General features: G+C 70.4%; 14 protein-coding genes. 6 read left to right on the top strand and 8 right to left on the bottom strand.

The window, feature by feature from the left end:
* Nucleotides 1–4: 4 nt before the first annotated feature.
* From EO081_RS04485 to EO081_RS04455, 7 genes are all read right to left on the bottom strand, one after another.
* Complete coding sequence (locus EO081_RS04485; protein WP_129340696.1) at nucleotides 5–1090, bottom strand: AAA family ATPase; 1086 nt, start codon at nucleotides 1088–1090, stop codon at nucleotides 5–7.
* Nucleotides 1091–1103: 13 nt separating this feature from the next.
* A complete protein-coding gene (locus EO081_RS04480; RefSeq protein WP_183947817.1) occupies nucleotides 1104–2723 on the bottom strand; it encodes a hypothetical protein in 1620 nt (539 codons plus the stop codon).
* A complete protein-coding gene (locus EO081_RS04475; RefSeq protein ID WP_129340695.1) occupies nucleotides 2720–3628 on the bottom strand; it encodes an AAA family ATPase in 909 nt (302 codons plus the stop codon). The genes EO081_RS04480 and EO081_RS04475 overlap by 4 nt, the downstream gene beginning before the upstream one ends.
* Nucleotides 3625–5154, bottom strand: a complete 1530-nt coding sequence (locus EO081_RS04470) for an XrtA system polysaccharide chain length determinant (RefSeq protein WP_129340694.1) — start codon at nucleotides 5152–5154, stop codon at nucleotides 3625–3627. The genes EO081_RS04475 and EO081_RS04470 overlap by 4 nt, the downstream gene beginning before the upstream one ends.
* A gap of 10 nt (nucleotides 5155–5164) precedes the next feature.
* Nucleotides 5165–5803 (bottom strand): XrtA/PEP-CTERM system exopolysaccharide export protein, encoded by a 639-nt coding sequence (locus EO081_RS04465; RefSeq protein WP_129340693.1) that lies wholly within the window; start codon nucleotides 5801–5803, stop codon nucleotides 5165–5167.
* A 185-nt stretch (nucleotides 5804–5988) separates the two neighbouring features.
* Nucleotides 5989–7239, bottom strand: coding sequence for a pyridoxal-dependent decarboxylase, exosortase A system-associated (locus tag EO081_RS04460; protein WP_129340692.1), 1251 nt, complete (start codon nucleotides 7237–7239; stop codon nucleotides 5989–5991).
* Nucleotides 7236–8771 (bottom strand): acyl-CoA ligase (AMP-forming), exosortase A system-associated, encoded by a 1536-nt coding sequence (locus EO081_RS04455; RefSeq protein ID WP_129341432.1) that lies wholly within the window; start codon nucleotides 8769–8771, stop codon nucleotides 7236–7238. Before EO081_RS04455 ends, EO081_RS04460 begins: the two co-directional genes overlap by 4 nt.
* Nucleotides 8772–8884: 113 nt before the next feature.
* On the opposite strand from EO081_RS04455, the gene EO081_RS04450 reads away from it, so the two are divergent.
* From EO081_RS04450 to EO081_RS04440, 3 genes are read left to right on the top strand one after another with little or no spacing between them, the layout of a single operon-like run.
* Nucleotides 8885–9157, top strand: a complete 273-nt coding sequence (locus tag EO081_RS04450) for an acyl carrier protein (protein WP_129340691.1) — start codon at nucleotides 8885–8887, stop codon at nucleotides 9155–9157.
* The gene (locus EO081_RS04445) at nucleotides 9154–9975 is read left to right on the top strand and encodes a hypothetical protein (RefSeq protein ID WP_129340690.1); all 822 of its coding nucleotides are present in this window, start codon (nucleotides 9154–9156) and stop codon (nucleotides 9973–9975) included. The genes EO081_RS04450 and EO081_RS04445 overlap by 4 nt, the downstream gene beginning before the upstream one ends.
* Nucleotides 9960–10748 (top strand): hydrolase 1, exosortase A system-associated, encoded by a 789-nt coding sequence (locus EO081_RS04440; protein WP_240697535.1) that lies wholly within the window; start codon nucleotides 9960–9962, stop codon nucleotides 10746–10748. The genes EO081_RS04445 and EO081_RS04440 overlap by 16 nt, the downstream gene beginning before the upstream one ends.
* A gap of 147 nt (nucleotides 10749–10895) precedes the next feature.
* On the opposite strand, the gene trxB is transcribed toward EO081_RS04440, so the two are convergent.
* Entirely contained in the window at nucleotides 10896–11864 is a 969-nt protein-coding gene (gene trxB, locus EO081_RS04435; RefSeq protein ID WP_129340688.1) for a thioredoxin-disulfide reductase, read from the bottom strand.
* A 158-nt stretch (nucleotides 11865–12022) separates the two neighbouring features.
* Here trxB and EO081_RS04430 point away from each other — a divergent pair, with 158 nt between their 5' ends.
* The 3 genes from EO081_RS04430 to EO081_RS04420 all read left to right on the top strand — a co-directional run bounded on the left by EO081_RS04430 (nucleotide 12023) and on the right by EO081_RS04420 (nucleotide 17126).
* A complete protein-coding gene (locus EO081_RS04430; RefSeq protein WP_129340687.1) occupies nucleotides 12023–12625 on the top strand; it encodes a peptidylprolyl isomerase in 603 nt (200 codons plus the stop codon).
* Between the two features lie 106 nt (nucleotides 12626–12731).
* Nucleotides 12732–14576: a right-handed parallel beta-helix repeat-containing protein gene (locus EO081_RS04425; RefSeq protein ID WP_129340686.1), complete on the top strand. Its 1845-nt coding sequence runs from the start codon at nucleotides 12732–12734 to the stop codon at nucleotides 14574–14576.
* A gap of 168 nt (nucleotides 14577–14744) precedes the next feature.
* Entirely contained in the window at nucleotides 14745–17126 is a 2382-nt protein-coding gene (locus EO081_RS04420; RefSeq protein WP_165284503.1) for a TonB-dependent receptor, read from the top strand.
* Nucleotides 17127–17200 lie beyond the last annotated feature (74 nt).

Genomic DNA, 17200 nt, shown 5'->3' with positions numbered 1-17200 from the left:
CGGCTCAGGCGGCGTTGCCGCGCAGCCGGTCGATGTTGGGCCGGCGCTCCTCGCCCTCCACCCAGTCGACCAGCAGCATCAGCACGCGGCGCAGCGTCTCGTCCTGGTCGGCAAGCCGCGCCTCCAGCTTGGCGATGCGATCGGTCAGCACCGCCAGCTCCGCGGTCTGCGCGGTGCCGGGCGAGGGCACGGCGTGCAGCACGCCCCGGGCCGGCCGGGCCGCCTCTGGCGAGGGCGCAGCGGCAGGCACCTGCTCCTCCGCCTCTTCCGAATGGCCGACATCCTCGGCCAGTTCGGCGCCGACGGCGTCGATTTCGGCCGCGTCGAAGCGCTCGATCTCCTCGACGCCCCCCATCAGGAGCACGCGGCTCATCAAGAGGTTCAGCCGGCGCGGAACGCCGCCCGACCAGCGATGCAGCGCCTCGATCGCCTCGGGCGTGAAATCGGGCCGGCCGTTCCACCCGACCAGCGACAGGCGGTGGACGACATAGGGCTCGACCTCGTGCGCCTCCATCGGATCGAGATGGTGCATCGCGATCACGCGCTGGCGCAGCTGCTCGACCCGGCCGGAGCCCTGCAGCCGCTCGCGGAACTCGGGCTGCCCGAGCAGGAATATCTGGAGCAGCGCGTGGCCGCCGGCCTGGAAATTGGACAGCATCCGCAGCTCTTCGATCGCGGAGAGCGGCAGCGACTGCGCCTCGTCCACCACAAGCAGCGTGCGGCGGCCGGCGCGCGCAACCGCGTGGAGCCCGCGCTCGATCGCGGACAGCAGCTGCGCCTTGGAAAGCCCCGCCGGATCGGTGCCCAGGCCCGATGCGATCACCTGCAACAGGTCCTCCGGCTCCAGCTGGGTCGTCACCAGGCGGATCACGTTCAGGCGGGCCGGGTCGATGGTGGAAAGGACGTGGCCCAAGAGCGTGGTCTTGCCCGCGCCCGGCTCGCCGGTGATGACGATGAAGCCCTCACCCTCGCTCAGGCCGTAGGTGAGGTACGCCATCGCCTTGCGATGCGTGCCGGTGTCGAACCAGAAGGCCGGGTCCGGCGTGAGCTGGAACGGCTTGCCCGAAAGGCCATAGAAATCGTCGTACATCGTCCCGGCCTCCTCAGAAGCGGTAGCCGAAAGCGAGCAGTGCCTGGGCGATCCAGGCGCTTTCGCTCCGTTCGACATCAAAAGTGTACAGCCCGGCCGACAGGGTACCATAGGCCCGGCCGAAGTTGCGATAATAGGCGCCCTGGGCACCGCCGCCCCAGCTGTCGAGCGCCCCGTCGATCCCGCTGGTGAAGTAGTTGGCATAGAGGTCCGCGGTCACCCCAGAACGCGAATCCAGCGCCCGCTGCGCGAACGCCTGCGCATAGTAGCTTTCGTCGTTGCTGCGGTAGATGTCGGCACCCGGCACCTCCGGCAGGAAATAGTGGCGGTTGGTATAGCCTGCCCCCACCCCCAGCCGCGTGTTGCCGCGGCTGACCGCATAGACCGCGTCGACCCCGCGCGCCCGGTAGACCGCAGTGGAGATCGACTGGAACACCGGGGTCAGGCAGGTGCCGGGCTGCGGGACGCCGCCGGGGGTGGCGCCGCCGCTGAACACGCAGCCGCTGTAGCGGTTGCCGAACGGATCGGTACCGCCGTTGTAGAAGCTGGTCGGCAGCGACGCGAGCCCGCTGGTCAGCTGCTGCCCGAAGGTGGTGACCGTGTCGTAGACCCGCACCTGAAGACCGGCATTGGGTGCCGTCTGCCACGTGAGCGAGCCAGTATAGATCATGCTGCCGTAGCGCTGGCCGATCCGCGCCTCGAGCTGGAAGCGCGGGCTCGGGTGCCAGACGACGCCTGCGTCCCAGATCACGCCATCGACGTCATAGGCCAGCCGGACGGGCGAATCGGGATCGGTCACATAGCGGCCGGACCCGTCCAGGACGGGGAAGCCCTGCGCGTCCAGCAGCGGATCGCGCTGGCCCACCTCGATCTTTTCCCAGCCGACGCCGCCGACCACCGCCAGTTCGCGGCTGACCGGCATCAGCGCGTCGAGGCGCAGGAACTTGCCCTCGTAGAACTGGTCGAGCTGGCTCGTGTCCTCCCGCACCAGCCCGCCCGAAAGCGTGAGGCCGACCGGCAGCACCGTGCCCGGCCGGGTCGAGAGACTGCCGGTCAGCTGGTGGCTGGTGGAATCGTCATAGAAGTCCAGCCCGCGACCGGTTTCGTCGCGGAACAGGTCCGGCGCTTCCACCTTGGTATAGCCGAGACGATAGGCGGCGTTGACCGCGACCGGGCCGGCCCGCGTCGAGAGCGTCGGCCCGCCGTAGAGCGAGTAGACCTGCGTGCTGCTGCCGTCATAGCCGGCGAGATAGGCGGGCGAGCCGCCGCCGATGCCGGCGCGGGTGCGGGTTGCGAGCGCCCCCGCCTCGACCGAAATGGTGCGGGTGAGCTGTGCGTTCGCCCGGACGAGGCCGGAATGGACGTCGCTGTCCCGGGCGTCGTCGCCCCATCCGATGGTGCGCTGATACTGGTACGACAGCTGCACCTGCACCCGCCGGCTCTGCACCACCGCGTCCACCCCGGCGGTCAGCTGGGTGTAGGTGAGCACATCGTCGTTGGTGAGGTCCGCCGACAGCACCTGGCCGACCTCGATATAGGGCGACACCTCGACCCGGCGCCCCTGCGCCTGGGCCGGATCCGGCATCGTCAGCACCAGCACGCCCGCACCGGCCAGCCACGCGGCTCGGTTCACGCCTCTTCCTCCGCTTCGTAATAGCTGCCGAAGCGGCGGCCGCGCGGCTGGAGGGACACGGCGTTCAACAGCAGCTGCACCGTGTCGCAGCCATCGAGCAGCGCCACCGCCTCGCGCAGATCGCTCTCGCTGGTGCGATCCGCGCGCACCACGACCAGCACCTGGCCGACATGCTCCGCAAGCGCCGCCGCGGTGGACGCCGCAAGCACCGGCGCCGAGTCGAACACCATCAGCCGGCGGGGGTTCGCCCGCTCCAGCCGCTGGAGCAGGGCATGGGCACGGTCGCTCGCCAGCAGTTCGGTGTCGTTGTCGCTGCGGGCGCCGGCCGGCAGCACCGACAGGTTCGGCACGTCCGTCGGGATGATGCAGCCCTCTACGTCGATCGTCGGGTCAGCGAGCGCGTCGAGCAATCCCGGCCCGCTCGAGATGCCAAGCGTGTCCGGCACGTCGGGCTTGGCGAAATCGGCGTCGACCAGCAGCACTTCCAAGTCGCGCTCGGCCGCGAGCGACAGCGCGAGGTTGACCGAGCAGAAGGTCTTGCCCTCGTCCGGCTGGGCCGAGCAGACGAGCACGCTGCGCGAGCGCGCGGCGTCGCCCTCGCGCGCGGCGAGCAGCAGCTGGCGCTTCACCAGGCGGAATTCCTCGGCCAGCGCCGAGACGGGCCCGCCCGGCACCAGCATGCCGCGCTCCGCCAGACGCGCGCGGTCGATCGGCTGAGGCGCGCGGGCCGGAACCGGCGGCGGCGGCGGCTCGGCCGCATCCGGCTGCCGTGCCGGTGCAGGGCCCATCGGACGCAGCCCGGCGCCCGGCTGGAAACCGTAGCGCTCGACGGCCCGCTCGAGCAGCGAGCCGCGACGGCGCGGCGGCGGCGGCGGCGGAGCGCCGTGGATCGGATCCCCCCTCATGCCGCCGCGAGCCCCCGCATCAGGAACTCGACGGCGATCAGCGCGACGAAAGCCACGCCCAGCGCCGCGGTGGCCCCGGTGAACAGCTTCAGGCGCCGCTGCCGCAGCTGGTGCTGCGCCTGCGTCAGCACCTCGCCGATCGAGCCGATCACCGGCAGGCCGCTCGCCCGCTCCAGCCGCGCGGCGGTGGAGAAGCCCGACCGCAGCTTGCCGAGTGCAAAGGCGCTGGCGACGCCGCCGCCCAGCCCGACGATCAGCACTCCGAACAGCAGCAGCGGCCGATTGGGAGAGGCAGGCACGCTCGACTGGCTGGGCGGGTCGATCAGGCTGAACTTCACCGCATCGGTCTCGTTCTGGACCTGCCGGCGCAGGCGGACCTGCTCACGGTCGGCGAGCAGCTGGTCGTACTGCGTCTTCATGGCCGCGATGTCCTGGTCGAGCTGGGCCTGCTGGGCGGCGGCCGCCGGATCGCGGGCCATGCGGGCCTGGACGCCGGCGAGCTGCGCCTCCAGCTGGCCCTTGCGCTGCGCCAGTTCGGCCACGCGGGCGGCACGCTCGGTGCGCATCGACTGGAGCTGGAAGTAGAGCGGGTTCGTCTGGGCCGCAGATCCGCCGCTGCGCGTGACCGGCTCGTTGCGTGCCGCGGCGCGTGCGGCGGCAAGCTGCCGGTTGAGCGCGATCATGTCCGGGTGCTGGTCGGTCCAGCCGCGCCCGCGGCCTTCCGCCAGCTGCCCCTCGATCGCCGCGACGCGTGCACGCGCCGGGCCGGCCGCAACGCTTCCCGCGTCGCCGGCGACCGTCGCCGCCGTGGCGGCAAGCTGGTTGTTCACGGCCGACAGGCTGGTGTTCGCGGCTGCAAGCTCGCCGTCGATCTGCGCCAGCTGCTCGCGCGCCTGGCTCATCCGCTCGTCCAGCGAGCCGGTGCCCGGCAGCAGGTTCAGGAACTGCGCCTGGAAGCCCTGGCGCTTCGCCTCCACCTGGGCGAGCTGCTGCTGGCGGGCACCCAGCTGCTGGTCCAGGAAGCGGAGGGACTGGCTGGTCGCATCGCGCCCGCTCGCCAGATTGTCCTCGACGAACAGGTCGATCATCTTCTGCACCACTTCGCGCGCCAGCCGGGGATCGCCCAGCGTCGCCGAAATCTCGAACAGATTGTCCTGCTGCGCGACGATGCGGATCGCCTTCTGCAGCATCGCGATGCGTTCGGCGACGTCGCGATCGCTCGCGACGGTGCTCGCCAGGCTGGTGCCGCGGACGACCTTTTCGAGATTATAGGCGGAGGCCAGCGTCTGGCGGACGCGGTCGATGTCCTCCGCCTGCTGTTCCTGGATGCCGCCCGTCGCGGTGCTGGTGGGCAGGATGGAGCGCAGCTGGACCGAGAGACGCGCGGTGGACGTGTAGCGGTTGGGGATCTGCGACACGGCAAGCCAGCCGACCAGGCAGATCGCCCAGGCGACGCCCAGCGCCACCCAGCGACGGAGCCACACCAGGTGCGCGGCGACCCGCAGTTCGTCGAAGAGACCCTCCACCAGCCGACCTTTAGAACATGGTTTCCGGGATGATAATAACATCCCCCGGTGCCAGCCGCACGTTTGCGGAGGTGTCGCCGTCCTTCAGCAGGCTCGCGATGCGCAGGCCATATTCCTGCTGCTTGCCGGTGGTCCGGTCATAGCGCACCAGCCGCGCGCGATTGCCGGCCGCGAACTCGTTCACACCACCGACCGCGATCATCGCATCGAGCAGCGTCATGTTGGCCCGATACGGCAGCGAAGCCGGCTTCTCGGTGGCGCCGACGACGCGCACCTGCTGGCTGTACGTGCCGGAGAAATTCTCCACGATCACCGACACCAGCGGGTCCTTGATATACTCGCCGAGCGCGAGCTTCATGTCCTGGGCGAGCATCGCCGGCGTCTTGCCCACGGCGGGCATGTCGCTGATCAGCGGCGTCGTGATGCGCCCATCGGGGCGGACCTGCACCTTTGCCGACAGCTCCGGGTTGCGCCACACGAAGACGTTGAGCTGGTCGAGCGGGCCGATCACATAATCCTCGCCCGGCGTCTCCTGCGCGGTGACGAAGGGCGCGGCCGGCAGTTCGGGGCGGGTCGCGGCGCATCCGCCCAGCAGCGTCGCTGCCATGGCCATGATGCCGGCCACCGCCGGGAAACTGTGCACGCGCATATCGAACCCCTCGCTCCATCGCCCGCCGCCCAGGGGGCGCAGGATCGTTGCCGCCCTATACCCGGCCCGGTAAAGATAGGGTTAGGTAGAAACCGGCGATTCCCGCGGGCCGGCGTGCCATATCGGGAAGCCTCCCGGTGCCTGCCTGCCGCGCTCCAGCCCCCCAGCGGCCGTTCGGAAGCGGCTCAACGGCCTCCGGGGCCGGCGGTTCCCCGCCCGACGACCAGTTCGCGTGCCGGCGGATGGCCGAGAAAGGCCGCCGGGCTGGCCGTCGCGCCATAGGCTCCGGCCAGGAACACCGCGACCAGCTCTCCCACCGCGACCTCGGGCAAGGCGATCTTGTCGGCGAGCCGGTCGAGCGGCGTGCACAGGCAGCCGACCACCGACGCCGTCCGGGTCGCCGTCTCCCCCATCCGCCCGGCGACGGCGACCGGGTAGTTGCGGCGCACCACGGTTCCGAGATTGCCGCTGGCGGCGAGCTGATGGTGCAGCCCGCCGTCGACGATCACGAAGCACTCGCCGCCGCTGTCCTTCACGTCGACGACGCGCGTGAGATACACCCCCGCCTCGGCCACCAGCCATCGCCCGAGCTCGATCGCGAACGCGCTGTCGGCCAGCACCGCCGGGCGCGCGCCCAGCGCCTCGCCGAGCGCCGCCCCGACCGCTGCGACGTCGACGGGCAGGTCGCCTGCGAAATAGGGAATGCCGAAGCCGCCACCCAGGTTGACCAGCGGGGGCGCGGCCCCGGCCTCGTCCGCCAGCCGGGCGGCGAGCGCCACGGTGGCGGCCTGGGTCTCGACGATCGCGGCGCTGTCGAGCGCCTGGGAGCCGGCGAAGATGTGGAAGCCGCGCCACGCCGCACCGGAGGCGAGGATCGTGCGGACCAGCGCCGGGACGCGCGCCGCGTCGACCCCGAAGGGCGACGCGCGCCCGCCCATCCGCATGCCCGAGCCGCGCAGCTCGAAATCGGGGTTCACCCGCACCGCTACGCGCGGACCGATGCCGAGCCGCTCGCCGATGGCGATGGCGCGGGCGACCTCTCCCTCGGACTCCGCGTTGAGGGTGGCGCCCGCCGCGATCGCCGCCGCGAGTTCGTCGTCGCGCTTGCCGGGGCCGGCAAAGCTGATCTCGGCCGCGGGCTTCACCGCCAGCGCGTGCGCCAGTTCCCCGCCCGACGCGACGTCGAGCCCGTCGACCAGCGGCGCGATGCCGGCGAGCAGTTCGGGATGCGGGTTCGCCTTGATCGCATAATGGATGCCCACCCCGGGCGGCAGCGCCGTTCGCAGCAGGTCCACCCGCCCTGCGACGAGGCCCAGGTCGTAGACGAACAGCGGCGTGTCGCCGGCGCGGGCGACCAGCGCCTCGGCATCCTCGCCGCCGATGGTCAGCCGCCGTTGCCCGGCAAAGGCGGGCGGGATCGGGCCGATCGGCTTCATTGCGGCGTCTCCTGGAACTCGGCGAGCACGGCGGCGCGCAGGCCGCTGCGGTCGAGCTTGCCATTGGCGTTGCGCGGCAGCGCATCGCGCCAGCGATACTGGGCGGGCTGCTGAAAGGCGGGGAGCTCGCGGCGCAGCCGGTCGCGCAGGGCCGCCTCGGCCGCTTCGGCGGGGCCGTTGGCGCGGGCGACGACCAGCACTGCCTGGCCGAGCCGAGGATCGGGCACGCCGAATGCCGCCGCCTCCGCTACCTCCCCGCCCGCAAGCACCGCCTCCTCCACCTCGGTCGGGCTGATGCGGTTGCCGGCGCTCTTGATCATCTCGTCGTCGCGGCCGACGAAGCGGAGCAGGCCGTCCTGCCCCTCCACGACCGTGTCGCCGGACCAGACCGCGGTGCCGCCGTAGTCGGCAAAGGCGGGCGCAGGCCGGAAGCGCTGGACGGTGCGCTCCGCATCTCGCCAATAGCCCTGCGCCACCAGCGGGCCCGCATGGACGAGTTCCCCCGGCTCACCCGCCTGGGCCCGGCTGCCGTCGGGGCGCACCACCAGCACCTCGGCAAAGGGAATGGCGCGGCCGATCGCGTCGGGTGCGCCGTCCACCAGCGCGGGATCGAGGAAGGTCGAGCGGAATGCCTCCGTCAGGCCGTACATCGGGTAGAGATCGGCCCGCGGAAACCGCTGGCGGAGCGCACGCACCATCGGGGTCGTCAGCGCGCCACCCGAATTGGTGAGCCGGCGCAACCGCGCTGCCGTCTCGGCAGGCCAGTTCGCCTCCAGCAGCTGCGTCCACAGCGGCGGGACGCCGGCCAGGCTGGTGACTCGCTCGCGCTCCACCGCCTTCACAACGTCCCGCGCGGTCAGATAGTCGAGCGGCACCACGCAACCGCCCGCCGCCCAGGTGGAGAAAAGCTGGTTCTGCCCATAGTCGAAGCTGAGCGGCAGCACGCCGAGCACGCGGTCGGCGGGCGTAAGGCGGAGATAATGGGCGACCGAGATCGCCCCGAGCCACAGGTTCGCGTGGCTGAGCATCACGCCCTTGGGCCGCCCGGTGGAGCCGGAGGTATAGAGGATCGCGGCAAGCGCGTCCATGTCGCCGCGCGACGGCGGCAATGCCCCCGCCGCGTGGGCTAGCGCCTCTTCCTCCACCGCGATCGCGCAGCCCTGCGGGACGTCGGCTGGCGCGAGCAGCCCGGCACGCATCGGCTGGGTCAGCAGCAGCGCGGCGCCGCTGTCGGCGAGGATATGCGCCACCTGCGCCCGCTTTAGCACCGGGTTGACCGGCACGTGCACCAGCCCGGCGCGGGCGGCGGCGAGCGGCATCAGGCAGGCCGCCCGCGACTTGGGCAGCCAGCTGGCGACGCGGCTGCCCGGCGCCAGCCGGCGCGAGTCCAGCCAGTGCGCGAGGCGGCCCACCGCCTCCTCCAGCCCTGCGTAGGAGAGCGTGCCTTCCTTGCCCGCCAGCGCAGGCGCCGCCGGGTTTCCCCGCAGCAGCAGCGTGTCCAAGGGCCGGGGCACAGGATCGAGCGGAACCATGGGCGAGCGCATAGCCGATGCCGTCACCAAAGCCACGCCCGCATCACGCGCGCAGCTTGGCTTTCGGGTCTGCGACGACTAACAGCGGGTCCAATCAGCAAGAGGAAATTCCCTTGGTTCCGGAACAGGCGAGCGAGATCGAGAACACCGTGCGGGCCGTGCTGCGCGACGTGCTGGGCCTGTCGGCCGAGCGGGTGGCGGCGTTCGATGCGGAAACGCCGCTGTTCGGCGCGCTGCCGGAGCTCGACTCCATGGCCGTCGCGGGCGTGCTCACCGAAATCGAGGACCGGCTGGGCATCCTGATTGAGGACGACGACATCGACGGCGACACGCTGGCGACCTTCGGCTCGCTGACCCGCTTCGCCATGGGCAAGGCGGTGCATTGATCGACCGCTATGACTGGCCCGGCGGCACGGAGGCGATGCTTCGCTTCGGTCCCGCCACCGGGCCGGTCGTTGTGCTTGCCCTGCCGCCCTTCGAGGAGGCGAACCGCACCCGTACGCTGATGGTGTCGGTGCTGCGCCAGCTGGCCGAGGCGGGCATCGGCGGCGCGCTCCCGGACCTGCCGGGACAGGGCGAGAGCCTGATCGCCACCGAAGAGGCGACCCTGACCGATTGGCGGGCCGCCTTCGCCGCGTGCGTCGCCACGCTGCCCCGGCCCCGTTTCTCGCTGAGCATACGCGCCGGGGCGCTGGTCGACGGGGCGGCAGACGTGCAGGCGCGCTGGTCGCTGTCGCCGCAGACCGGCGCCGAACTGTCACGCGAGCTGCACCGCACCGCGCAGGCGGCCGGGGCGCCGGACGGCGCGGGAGCGTCACGCGGTGCGCAACCGGGCTCAGCAGACAGCCGTGTCCCTGCGCAGGCAGGGATCCGGGGCCAGGCCGAAGACCGATTGGCTGAGCAGAGAAACCCTAGGCTCCTGCCTGCGCAGGAGCATGACATGGAACCAGGCACAACCCGCCCAGGCGGCGCCATCGAGATCGCGGGCAACCGGATCGCCATTGGCCTGCTCGATGCGCTTGCCGACGCCGACATCGGGACGCCGGACCGGATCGTCCGGCTGGAGAGCGATGCCCGCGCGGCAGACCGCCGCCTTCCCTTTTCACCGCCCTGGCGGCGAGCGGAGCCCGACGCGAATGCCGCGCTTGCGCAAGCACTTGCCGACGACATCGCCGAATGGGTGCGAACGTGGCGCGCCGCCTGATCGCGTTCCCCTGTGCGGGCGAGCGCCTTGCCGCCACGCTGGACGAGGCGCCGGGCAGCACCGGGCTGCTAATCGTCTCCGGCGGCAACGAACTGCGGGTGGGCGCGCACCGCGGCATGGCACTGCTCGCGCAGCGGATCGCGGCCGCGGGCTGGCCCGTGTTCCGCTACGACCGGCGCGGCATCGGCGATTCGGCGGGCGAGAACCGCGGCTTTGCCGACAGCGGCGCGGACCTCGCCGCCGCCGCCGCGGCGTTTCGCGCGGAGGCACCCGGCGTCTCCCGTATCCTCGGCTTCGGCAACTGCGATGCCGCGACCACCCTGGCGCTGTTCCACCAAACGGCGAGCATCGACGCGCTGCTCCTCGCCAATCCGTGGCTGGCAGAGAGCGAGGGCGACACGCCCCCGCCCGCCGCGGTCCGCGCGCGCTATGCCGAGCGGCTGCGGGACCCGAGCCAGTGGCTCCGGCTGCTGCGCGGGCAGGTCGATTTGGGCAAGCTGGCACGGGGCGTGCGCTCGCTGGCGCGCCCGCGATCCCGAGGACTTATCGACCAGGTTGCCGCCAGCGTCGCCAACAGCGAGGTCCCGATCACGCTCCTGCTTGCGCGACGCGACAACACGGCGATCGCCTGCGCCGACGCATGGCGCGGTCGCGCGTTCGACGCCGTGCGGGGCCGCATCCCCGTGCTGGAACACGACACCGCCAGCCACAGCTTTGCGCGCGCCGCCGACGCCGAATGGCTGCACGCGCGCGTGCGGGAGGCGCTCGGGTAGGCTACGCCGCTGGCTCTTTCTCCGCTCGCCTCGAGTAGCCGTCGAGCTTGTCGAGACGGCGTATCGAGAGGTCGGTCGTTGCGGCTCTCTCGATACGGGCTCTCGACAAGCTCGATCCCTACTCGAGACAAACGGAGGAGAGGCAGATCACTCGGCCGCTTCGGCGATCTTCTCGAAGTCCGCCTCGGCCAGGAAGCGCTCGGCATCGAGCGCGGCCATGCAGCCGGTGCCGGCGGCGGTCACCGCCTGGCGATAGACCTTGTCGGTCACGTCGCCGCACGCGAACACGCCCGGCACGTTGGTGCGGGTCGAGCCCTTCTCCACGACGATATAGCCGTCCTCGTCCAGCTCGACATGGCCACGGAACAGCTCGGTCGCGGGATGGTGCCCGATCGCGACGAAACCGCCGTCCACGTCGATCTGCGACAGCTCGCCGGTGACCGTGTCCTTGAGCTCGATGCCCACCAGCCCGGCGTTGCCGCCGCCGTCGATGAACCGCTCGACCTTCTTGTTCCAGAGCACGTTGACCGCGTCATGCGCGAACAGCCGCTCCTGCAGGATCTTTTCCGCGCGGAAGCTGTCGCGGCGGTGGATGATCGTCACGTCGGGCGAATGGTTGGTGAGGTACAGCGCCTCCTCGACCGCGGTGTTGCCGCCGCCGATCACCGCCACCTTCTTGCCGCGGTAGAAGAAGCCGTCGCAGGTCGCGCAGGCGCTGACGCCCTTGCCCTTCAGCGATTCCTCGCTCTCCAGGCCCAGCCAGCGCGCCTGGGCGCCGGTCGCGATCACCAGCACGTCGCCTTCATAGACGTCGCCGCCGTCGCCGATCAGGCGGAACGGCCGCTGGCTCACGTCCACCTCGACGATGGTGTCGTACATCATCCGCGTGCCGACATGCTCGGCCTGGGCCTGCATCTGCTCCATCAGCCAGGGGCCCTGGATCACCTCCGCGAACCCCGGATAGTTCTCGACATCCGTCGTGGTGGTGAGCTGCCCGCCGGGCTGGATGCCCTGCACGACGATCGGGTTCAGGCCGGCGCGCGCGCCATAGATGGCGGCGGAGAGCCCGGCCGGGCCGGAGCCGAGGATCAGCATGCGGGTGGTGTGGGTGGTCATCTCTTTTCCGTCTCGAAACTGTCGCGCCATTAACGGCACGGCGGGTGTGACCGCAACATGGGGATGTGGCGCGGGCTGTCCCAGCAAAGAAAAGCTCCGGCTGCGCAAAGCCGCGCCCCGGCTGGCGTCGCGGTGCCCGAGCGCATAGGCTGTGCCCCATGTTGAAACGCCTGCTCCTGCTCGTGGCGGCGCTGTGCGCCGCTCCCGCCCTCGCCCAGACGCCCGCCGCCGCCCCTCCCGCCGCCGAAACGGCGCGCGTGAAGGTCGAGACCAGCGAGGGCAGCATCGTGCTGGAGCTGGAAAAGGCGCGGGCGCCGATCACCACCGCCAACTTCCTGCGCTACGTCGACGAGAAGCGGCTGGACGGCACCGTCTTCTATCGGACCGTGCGAGTCACCCCGACCTTCGGCTTCGTCCAGTTCGGCGTGCAGAACGCTCCCAAGCGGGTGCTGCCGCCGATCAAGCATGAGCCGACCACCCAGACCGGCGTGCGCCACGTCGACGGCGCGATCTCCATCGCGCGGCTGGCGCCCGGCACCGCGCAGGGCGACTTCACCATCAGCGTGGGCGCGCAGCCCTCCCTCGACGCGGATCCCAGCCGCGAGGGTGACAACCTCGGCTATGCGGCCTTCGGCCGGGTGATCGAGGGGATGGAAGTTATCCACCGCATCCTGAATGCGCCGGTGAGCGAAGGCGGCCACTTCAAGGGCGAGATGATCGCCGATCCCGTCCGCATCCTGTCCGCCCGCCGGATCGACTGACCGCCCGCTTCGGCGGAGGCTGCGCACCGGCCGCCGCAAGCCGCGTGCCTCGCTCGGCCGCCCCGCCGAGAGGGAACGTCGTTTCCGTTGAACGAGTTTGCCCTTCATGTCCGACGCCCCGAACCGCCTTCGCTTCACCCGCCGTTCGCTCCTGCCGCTCTCCGGGCTTGCCGCAGTAGGCGCCTTTGCGGCCACGCATTCGAGTGCTGGCGGCGGTGCTGGTGCCGACGGCGAGGATGCGGACTGGCCGAGCTGGGCCCCGACCCGGCGCGCGCTCTACGCCGGCTTCGCAGCGGCGCGCAGCAAGGGGCGCGACATCCGCAGCTTCGGCGCGAAGCTCGACGGCAAGACGGACGATACCGAGGCGTTGGAGAAGGCGATCGCCAGCGGGGTGAAGGTCCTGCTGATCCCGGCGGGCGCCCTTCGCGTGACCCGCCTGATCAAGCTTTCGGCACCGATCACGATCCTGGGGGCCGGCGACGCTTCCGTGATCCGGGTGGAGGGCACCGATACCGGCCTGTTCACCGCAGCGCCCGCCAGCGGCGACCCGACCGACTTCCTGCGCGACATCCACATCGACAGCATCCGCGTGGTGCGGCCCGAACCGCTCAAGCCGCTGGGGCTGATCCTGGTCGGCAACAATCTGCGCAACGTCTCGGTCACCCGCTGCTCGACCGACCGCATGGGCGCGCTGCTGGTCACGCACCTGCGCAAGGTGAACCGCAACTACAACAAGGGGCGCAAGGAAATGGTGGACCCGGCCGTCGCCGCGGGCTTCCACCCCACCCGGCCAGACGACCTGAACGAGGACATCTTCGTCTACGACAATCGGGTCGATGCGGGATCGTACATGAGCCAGGTGGTGCGGTTCAACTTCGCCCGCCGGGTCGCCGCCGTCGGCAACGTCGGCCGCTTCGCAAAGGTGAGCTGGTGGGGCGGCGGCGCCCGCTATCGCGAGGGCGGCGCCCCGCAGTTCATGCGCCGCGTTCGCGACGTCTATATCACCCGCAACAAGTTCTCGGGCGCGAACGGCGGCGTCTACGGCAACAACGGCGACGGGATCCTCGTCGCCTACAACGAAATCGATTCCATGACGGACGTGGGCGTCGACTTCGAGGGCTGCTTCAACGCGCTTGCCCACCACAACATCGTGAAGAACGTAGGCAATTTCTGCTACGTCACCTTTTACGCGGCCAAGAACATCGTGTTTCGCGACAATTATGCGAGCCAGGACGGCAGCGGCTCCACGCTCCACATCCGCTTCGGCAAGGGGCGGTACGGCAAGCCGAGGGGCGCCTCGCTGCTGGCCCTCAGAAGCTCCGGCTTCCGCCGCAACGACGGCAGCATCGACGTCCAGTTCCTCAACAACCATCTGGTGTGGGCCGGGGAACGTGGCGCCGGCACCTGCACCGCCAGTTATTTCAGCCGGATGCTGGTGCAGGGAAATCGTTTCGAGAACGTCGGCTGCGACTTCTCCTACCTCAGCACCGGGCAGCTGCAGATGCTCGACAACCGCCTGGTTTTCGACAAGCCCGCGGGCGATCCGGTGCGCATGCTGGGCGGCGGCGCCACGCGGACCGTGATCCGCGGCAACGAAGTGCGCGTCCTGACCCCGCAGGCGGATGAGTCGATCGGCATCCGCGCACGCCCGCTCGGGGCCAACCCGACGATCGAGGTGAGCGACAACCGCTTCATCCTGGGCAAAGGCGTGGCGCCGCTGCCGATCGCCTTGTTCGCGCCTCCAAAGACGGCCGCGCGCTACCGCATCAACGGCAACAGCGTCGGGCCGATCTACGCGATGGCGCCGGAGCAGGTGTCGGCGTCGGCGAACAAGGATCCGGCCGGGCGCCCGGTGACACCTGCGTCCCTCCCAACGAAATACCTCCCGAAGCCCAAGGAGCCGAAGGAGCCGGAGACCCAGGAACCCCCGGAGGAGGCGCGCGAGGACTAGCGCCGCCGCCCGCTCCCCGGACTTCCTCCTGCCGCACCTGCCCAGCCCCGCCGAAACGGTGCCATCGCCCGTCCGATAGCCCTGCTTGTCGCTGGTAAAGCAGCATCCATGTTGATACTCCACCAGATCAGTGGAGATTAGCGCGGACAGACAACAGGGAGGTTGAGTGTGCCGAGTTCGCTTGCGGTGATATTGGCGTTGCAGACCACGGCCCCGCTGGCGAGCACGGAGGCACCCGCCCCCGCTGCCGAAGCGGTGCAGGCGCAGGAGGCGCCGGCGGAGCCGGTCGCCGCAGAAGGCGCGAGCGGGCCGGAGGACGTGGTGGTGACCGCGCGCCGCCGCGCCGAGCGGGCGCAGTCGGTGCCGATCGCGCTGTCGGTGCTGGGGTCCGAGCAGATCGCCCGCACCGGCACCTTCACGATCCAGCAGGTGTCGCAGCAGGCGCCGACACTGCAATATACCTCGTCCAACCCCCGCAACACCGCGCTCAACATCCGCGGCCTGGGCGTGTCGTTCGGGCTCGCCAACGACGGGCTGGAGCAGGGCGTCGGCTTCTATGTCGACCAGGTGTACAACAGCCGCCCGGCCGCATCCGCCTTCGACCTGCTCGACATCGAACGGGTGGAGATCCTGCGCGGGCCGCAAGGCACGCTGTTCGGCAAGAACACGACCGCCGGCGCCGTCAACATCACCACCAAGTCGCCGAGCTTCACGCCCGAGGGCGAGTTCGAGGCGTCGGTCGGGACGCAGAAGTTCGGGCAGATCAAGGCGGCGGTGAGCGGCCCGATCAGCGAGACGCTGGCGTTCCGCGTGGCGGCGGGCAAGACCACCCGCGACGGGTTCGTGCGCAGCACGCTGACCGGCCGCAACGTCAACGACCTCGACAATTTCGCCACGCGCGCGCAGCTGCTGTGGCAGCCGAACGACGACGTCCGGGTGCGCCTGATCGCCGACTACAACCTGTCGGACGCGGACTGCTGCACCCAGGTCTACGCCGGCTATGGCGAGACGCTGCGCTCGCCGGGGCGCCAGTTCCCGGCGCTCGCCGCCGCCCTGGGGTACCGGCCGCCGAGCCTCGATCCCTATGACCGCCTTGCCGATGCGGACGGCGAGCTGAAGGCACGTTCGGAGATCGGCGGCATCTCCGCGATCGCCGACATCGACCTGGGGGGCGCCACGCTCACCTCGGTCAGCGCCTATCGCTGGTGGGACTGGCAGCCGGCGAACGACCGCGACTATACCGCGCTCGACATCCTGCCGCAGTCGGCGAACCCGGTGCAGCAGGACCAGCTGAGCCAGGAGATCCGGCTCGCCTCCAACGGCCAGAACCGGCTCGACTACACGCTCGGTCTCTATGCCTATTACCAGGAGTTGCGCGGGCAGAACGTCACCGAATGGGGTTCGGACGCCGCCTTCTGGCTGCTGGGCACCCAGACGGCGAACGGGACGGCCATCCCGCGCAACCTGCTCGACGGCTACATCACCACGTCCGAGGCGCTGTCGACCATCCAGAGCTATGCGGCGTTTGCGCAGGTCACCTGGCATATCACCGACACGCTGCGCCTGACGCCGGGGCTGCGCTATACCTACGAGCACAAGACAGCCGACTACGAGGCGGTCGTGTCCGGCGGTCTCCAGACCGACGATCCGGCGCTCCAGGCGGCGAAGCTCTCGATCTTCCGCCCGCAGGCCTATGACGTGCGCTTCAACGACGACGCGCTGACCGGCGACATCAACCTGTCGTGGCAGGCGCGGCCGAACCTGCTCGCCTATGCAAGCTATGCGCGCGGCTTCAAGTCGGGCGGCATCAACCTGGCGGGCCTGCCGTTCAACGCCACCAACAACCCGGCGCTCGACCGCGCGATCGTCAGCCCGGAGAAGTCGCAATCCTACGAGCTCGGCATCAAAAGCCAGTGGTTCGGGCGCAAGCTCACCGCCAACTTCGCGCTGTTCCGCACCGACGTGGACGATTTCCAGGCGAACGTCGTCGACACGGGGCCCGGCGCACTGCGCGGCTATCTCGCCAACATCGATTCGGTCCGCTCGCAGGGCGCGGAACTCGACCTGGTGCTGGCGCCGATCTCGGGCTTTTCGGGCTATTTCCGCACGGCCTTCACCGACGCCGACTATGAATCGTTCGAGAACGCCCCCTGCCCGCTCGAGCTGATCGCGTCGGGAACGACGGTGTGTGACCTGTCGGGCAAGCAGCTCCCGGGCACGTCGCGCTGGGCGTTCTCCTATGGCGCGGAATATCGCCGGCCGACCGGCCTGAACGGCGACGCCTATGTCGGCATCGAGGGCCAGTCGCGGACCGGCTATTTCGCCGATGCATCGGATTCCAAGTACCTCCGCATCGACGGCTACACGACCGTCAACCTGCGCGTCGGCTTCGCCGCGGACGCCGGCTGGGAGGTGTTCGGGCTGGTCCGCAACCTGTTCGACAAGGACTATATGACCCTGCTCACCCCGCAGTCGGGCAACTCGGGCATGTTCTCCGGCGTGCCCGGCGACCCGCGCACCGCCCAGGTGACGGCACGCTATCGCTTCTGAAGAAAGGGGGCGATGCCGGCGCCGTGGACAGGCTCCCCCACCGCGCCGGCGTCCGGGTGCCCGGACCAGTTTAA

Source organism: Sphingomonas desiccabilis (assembly GCF_004135605.1).
Taxonomy (GTDB): domain Bacteria; phylum Pseudomonadota; class Alphaproteobacteria; order Sphingomonadales; family Sphingomonadaceae; genus Sphingomonas; species Sphingomonas desiccabilis.
The sequence above is the reverse complement of the archived record's forward strand: the minus strand, read 5'-3'. Positions and strand labels throughout refer to the sequence as shown.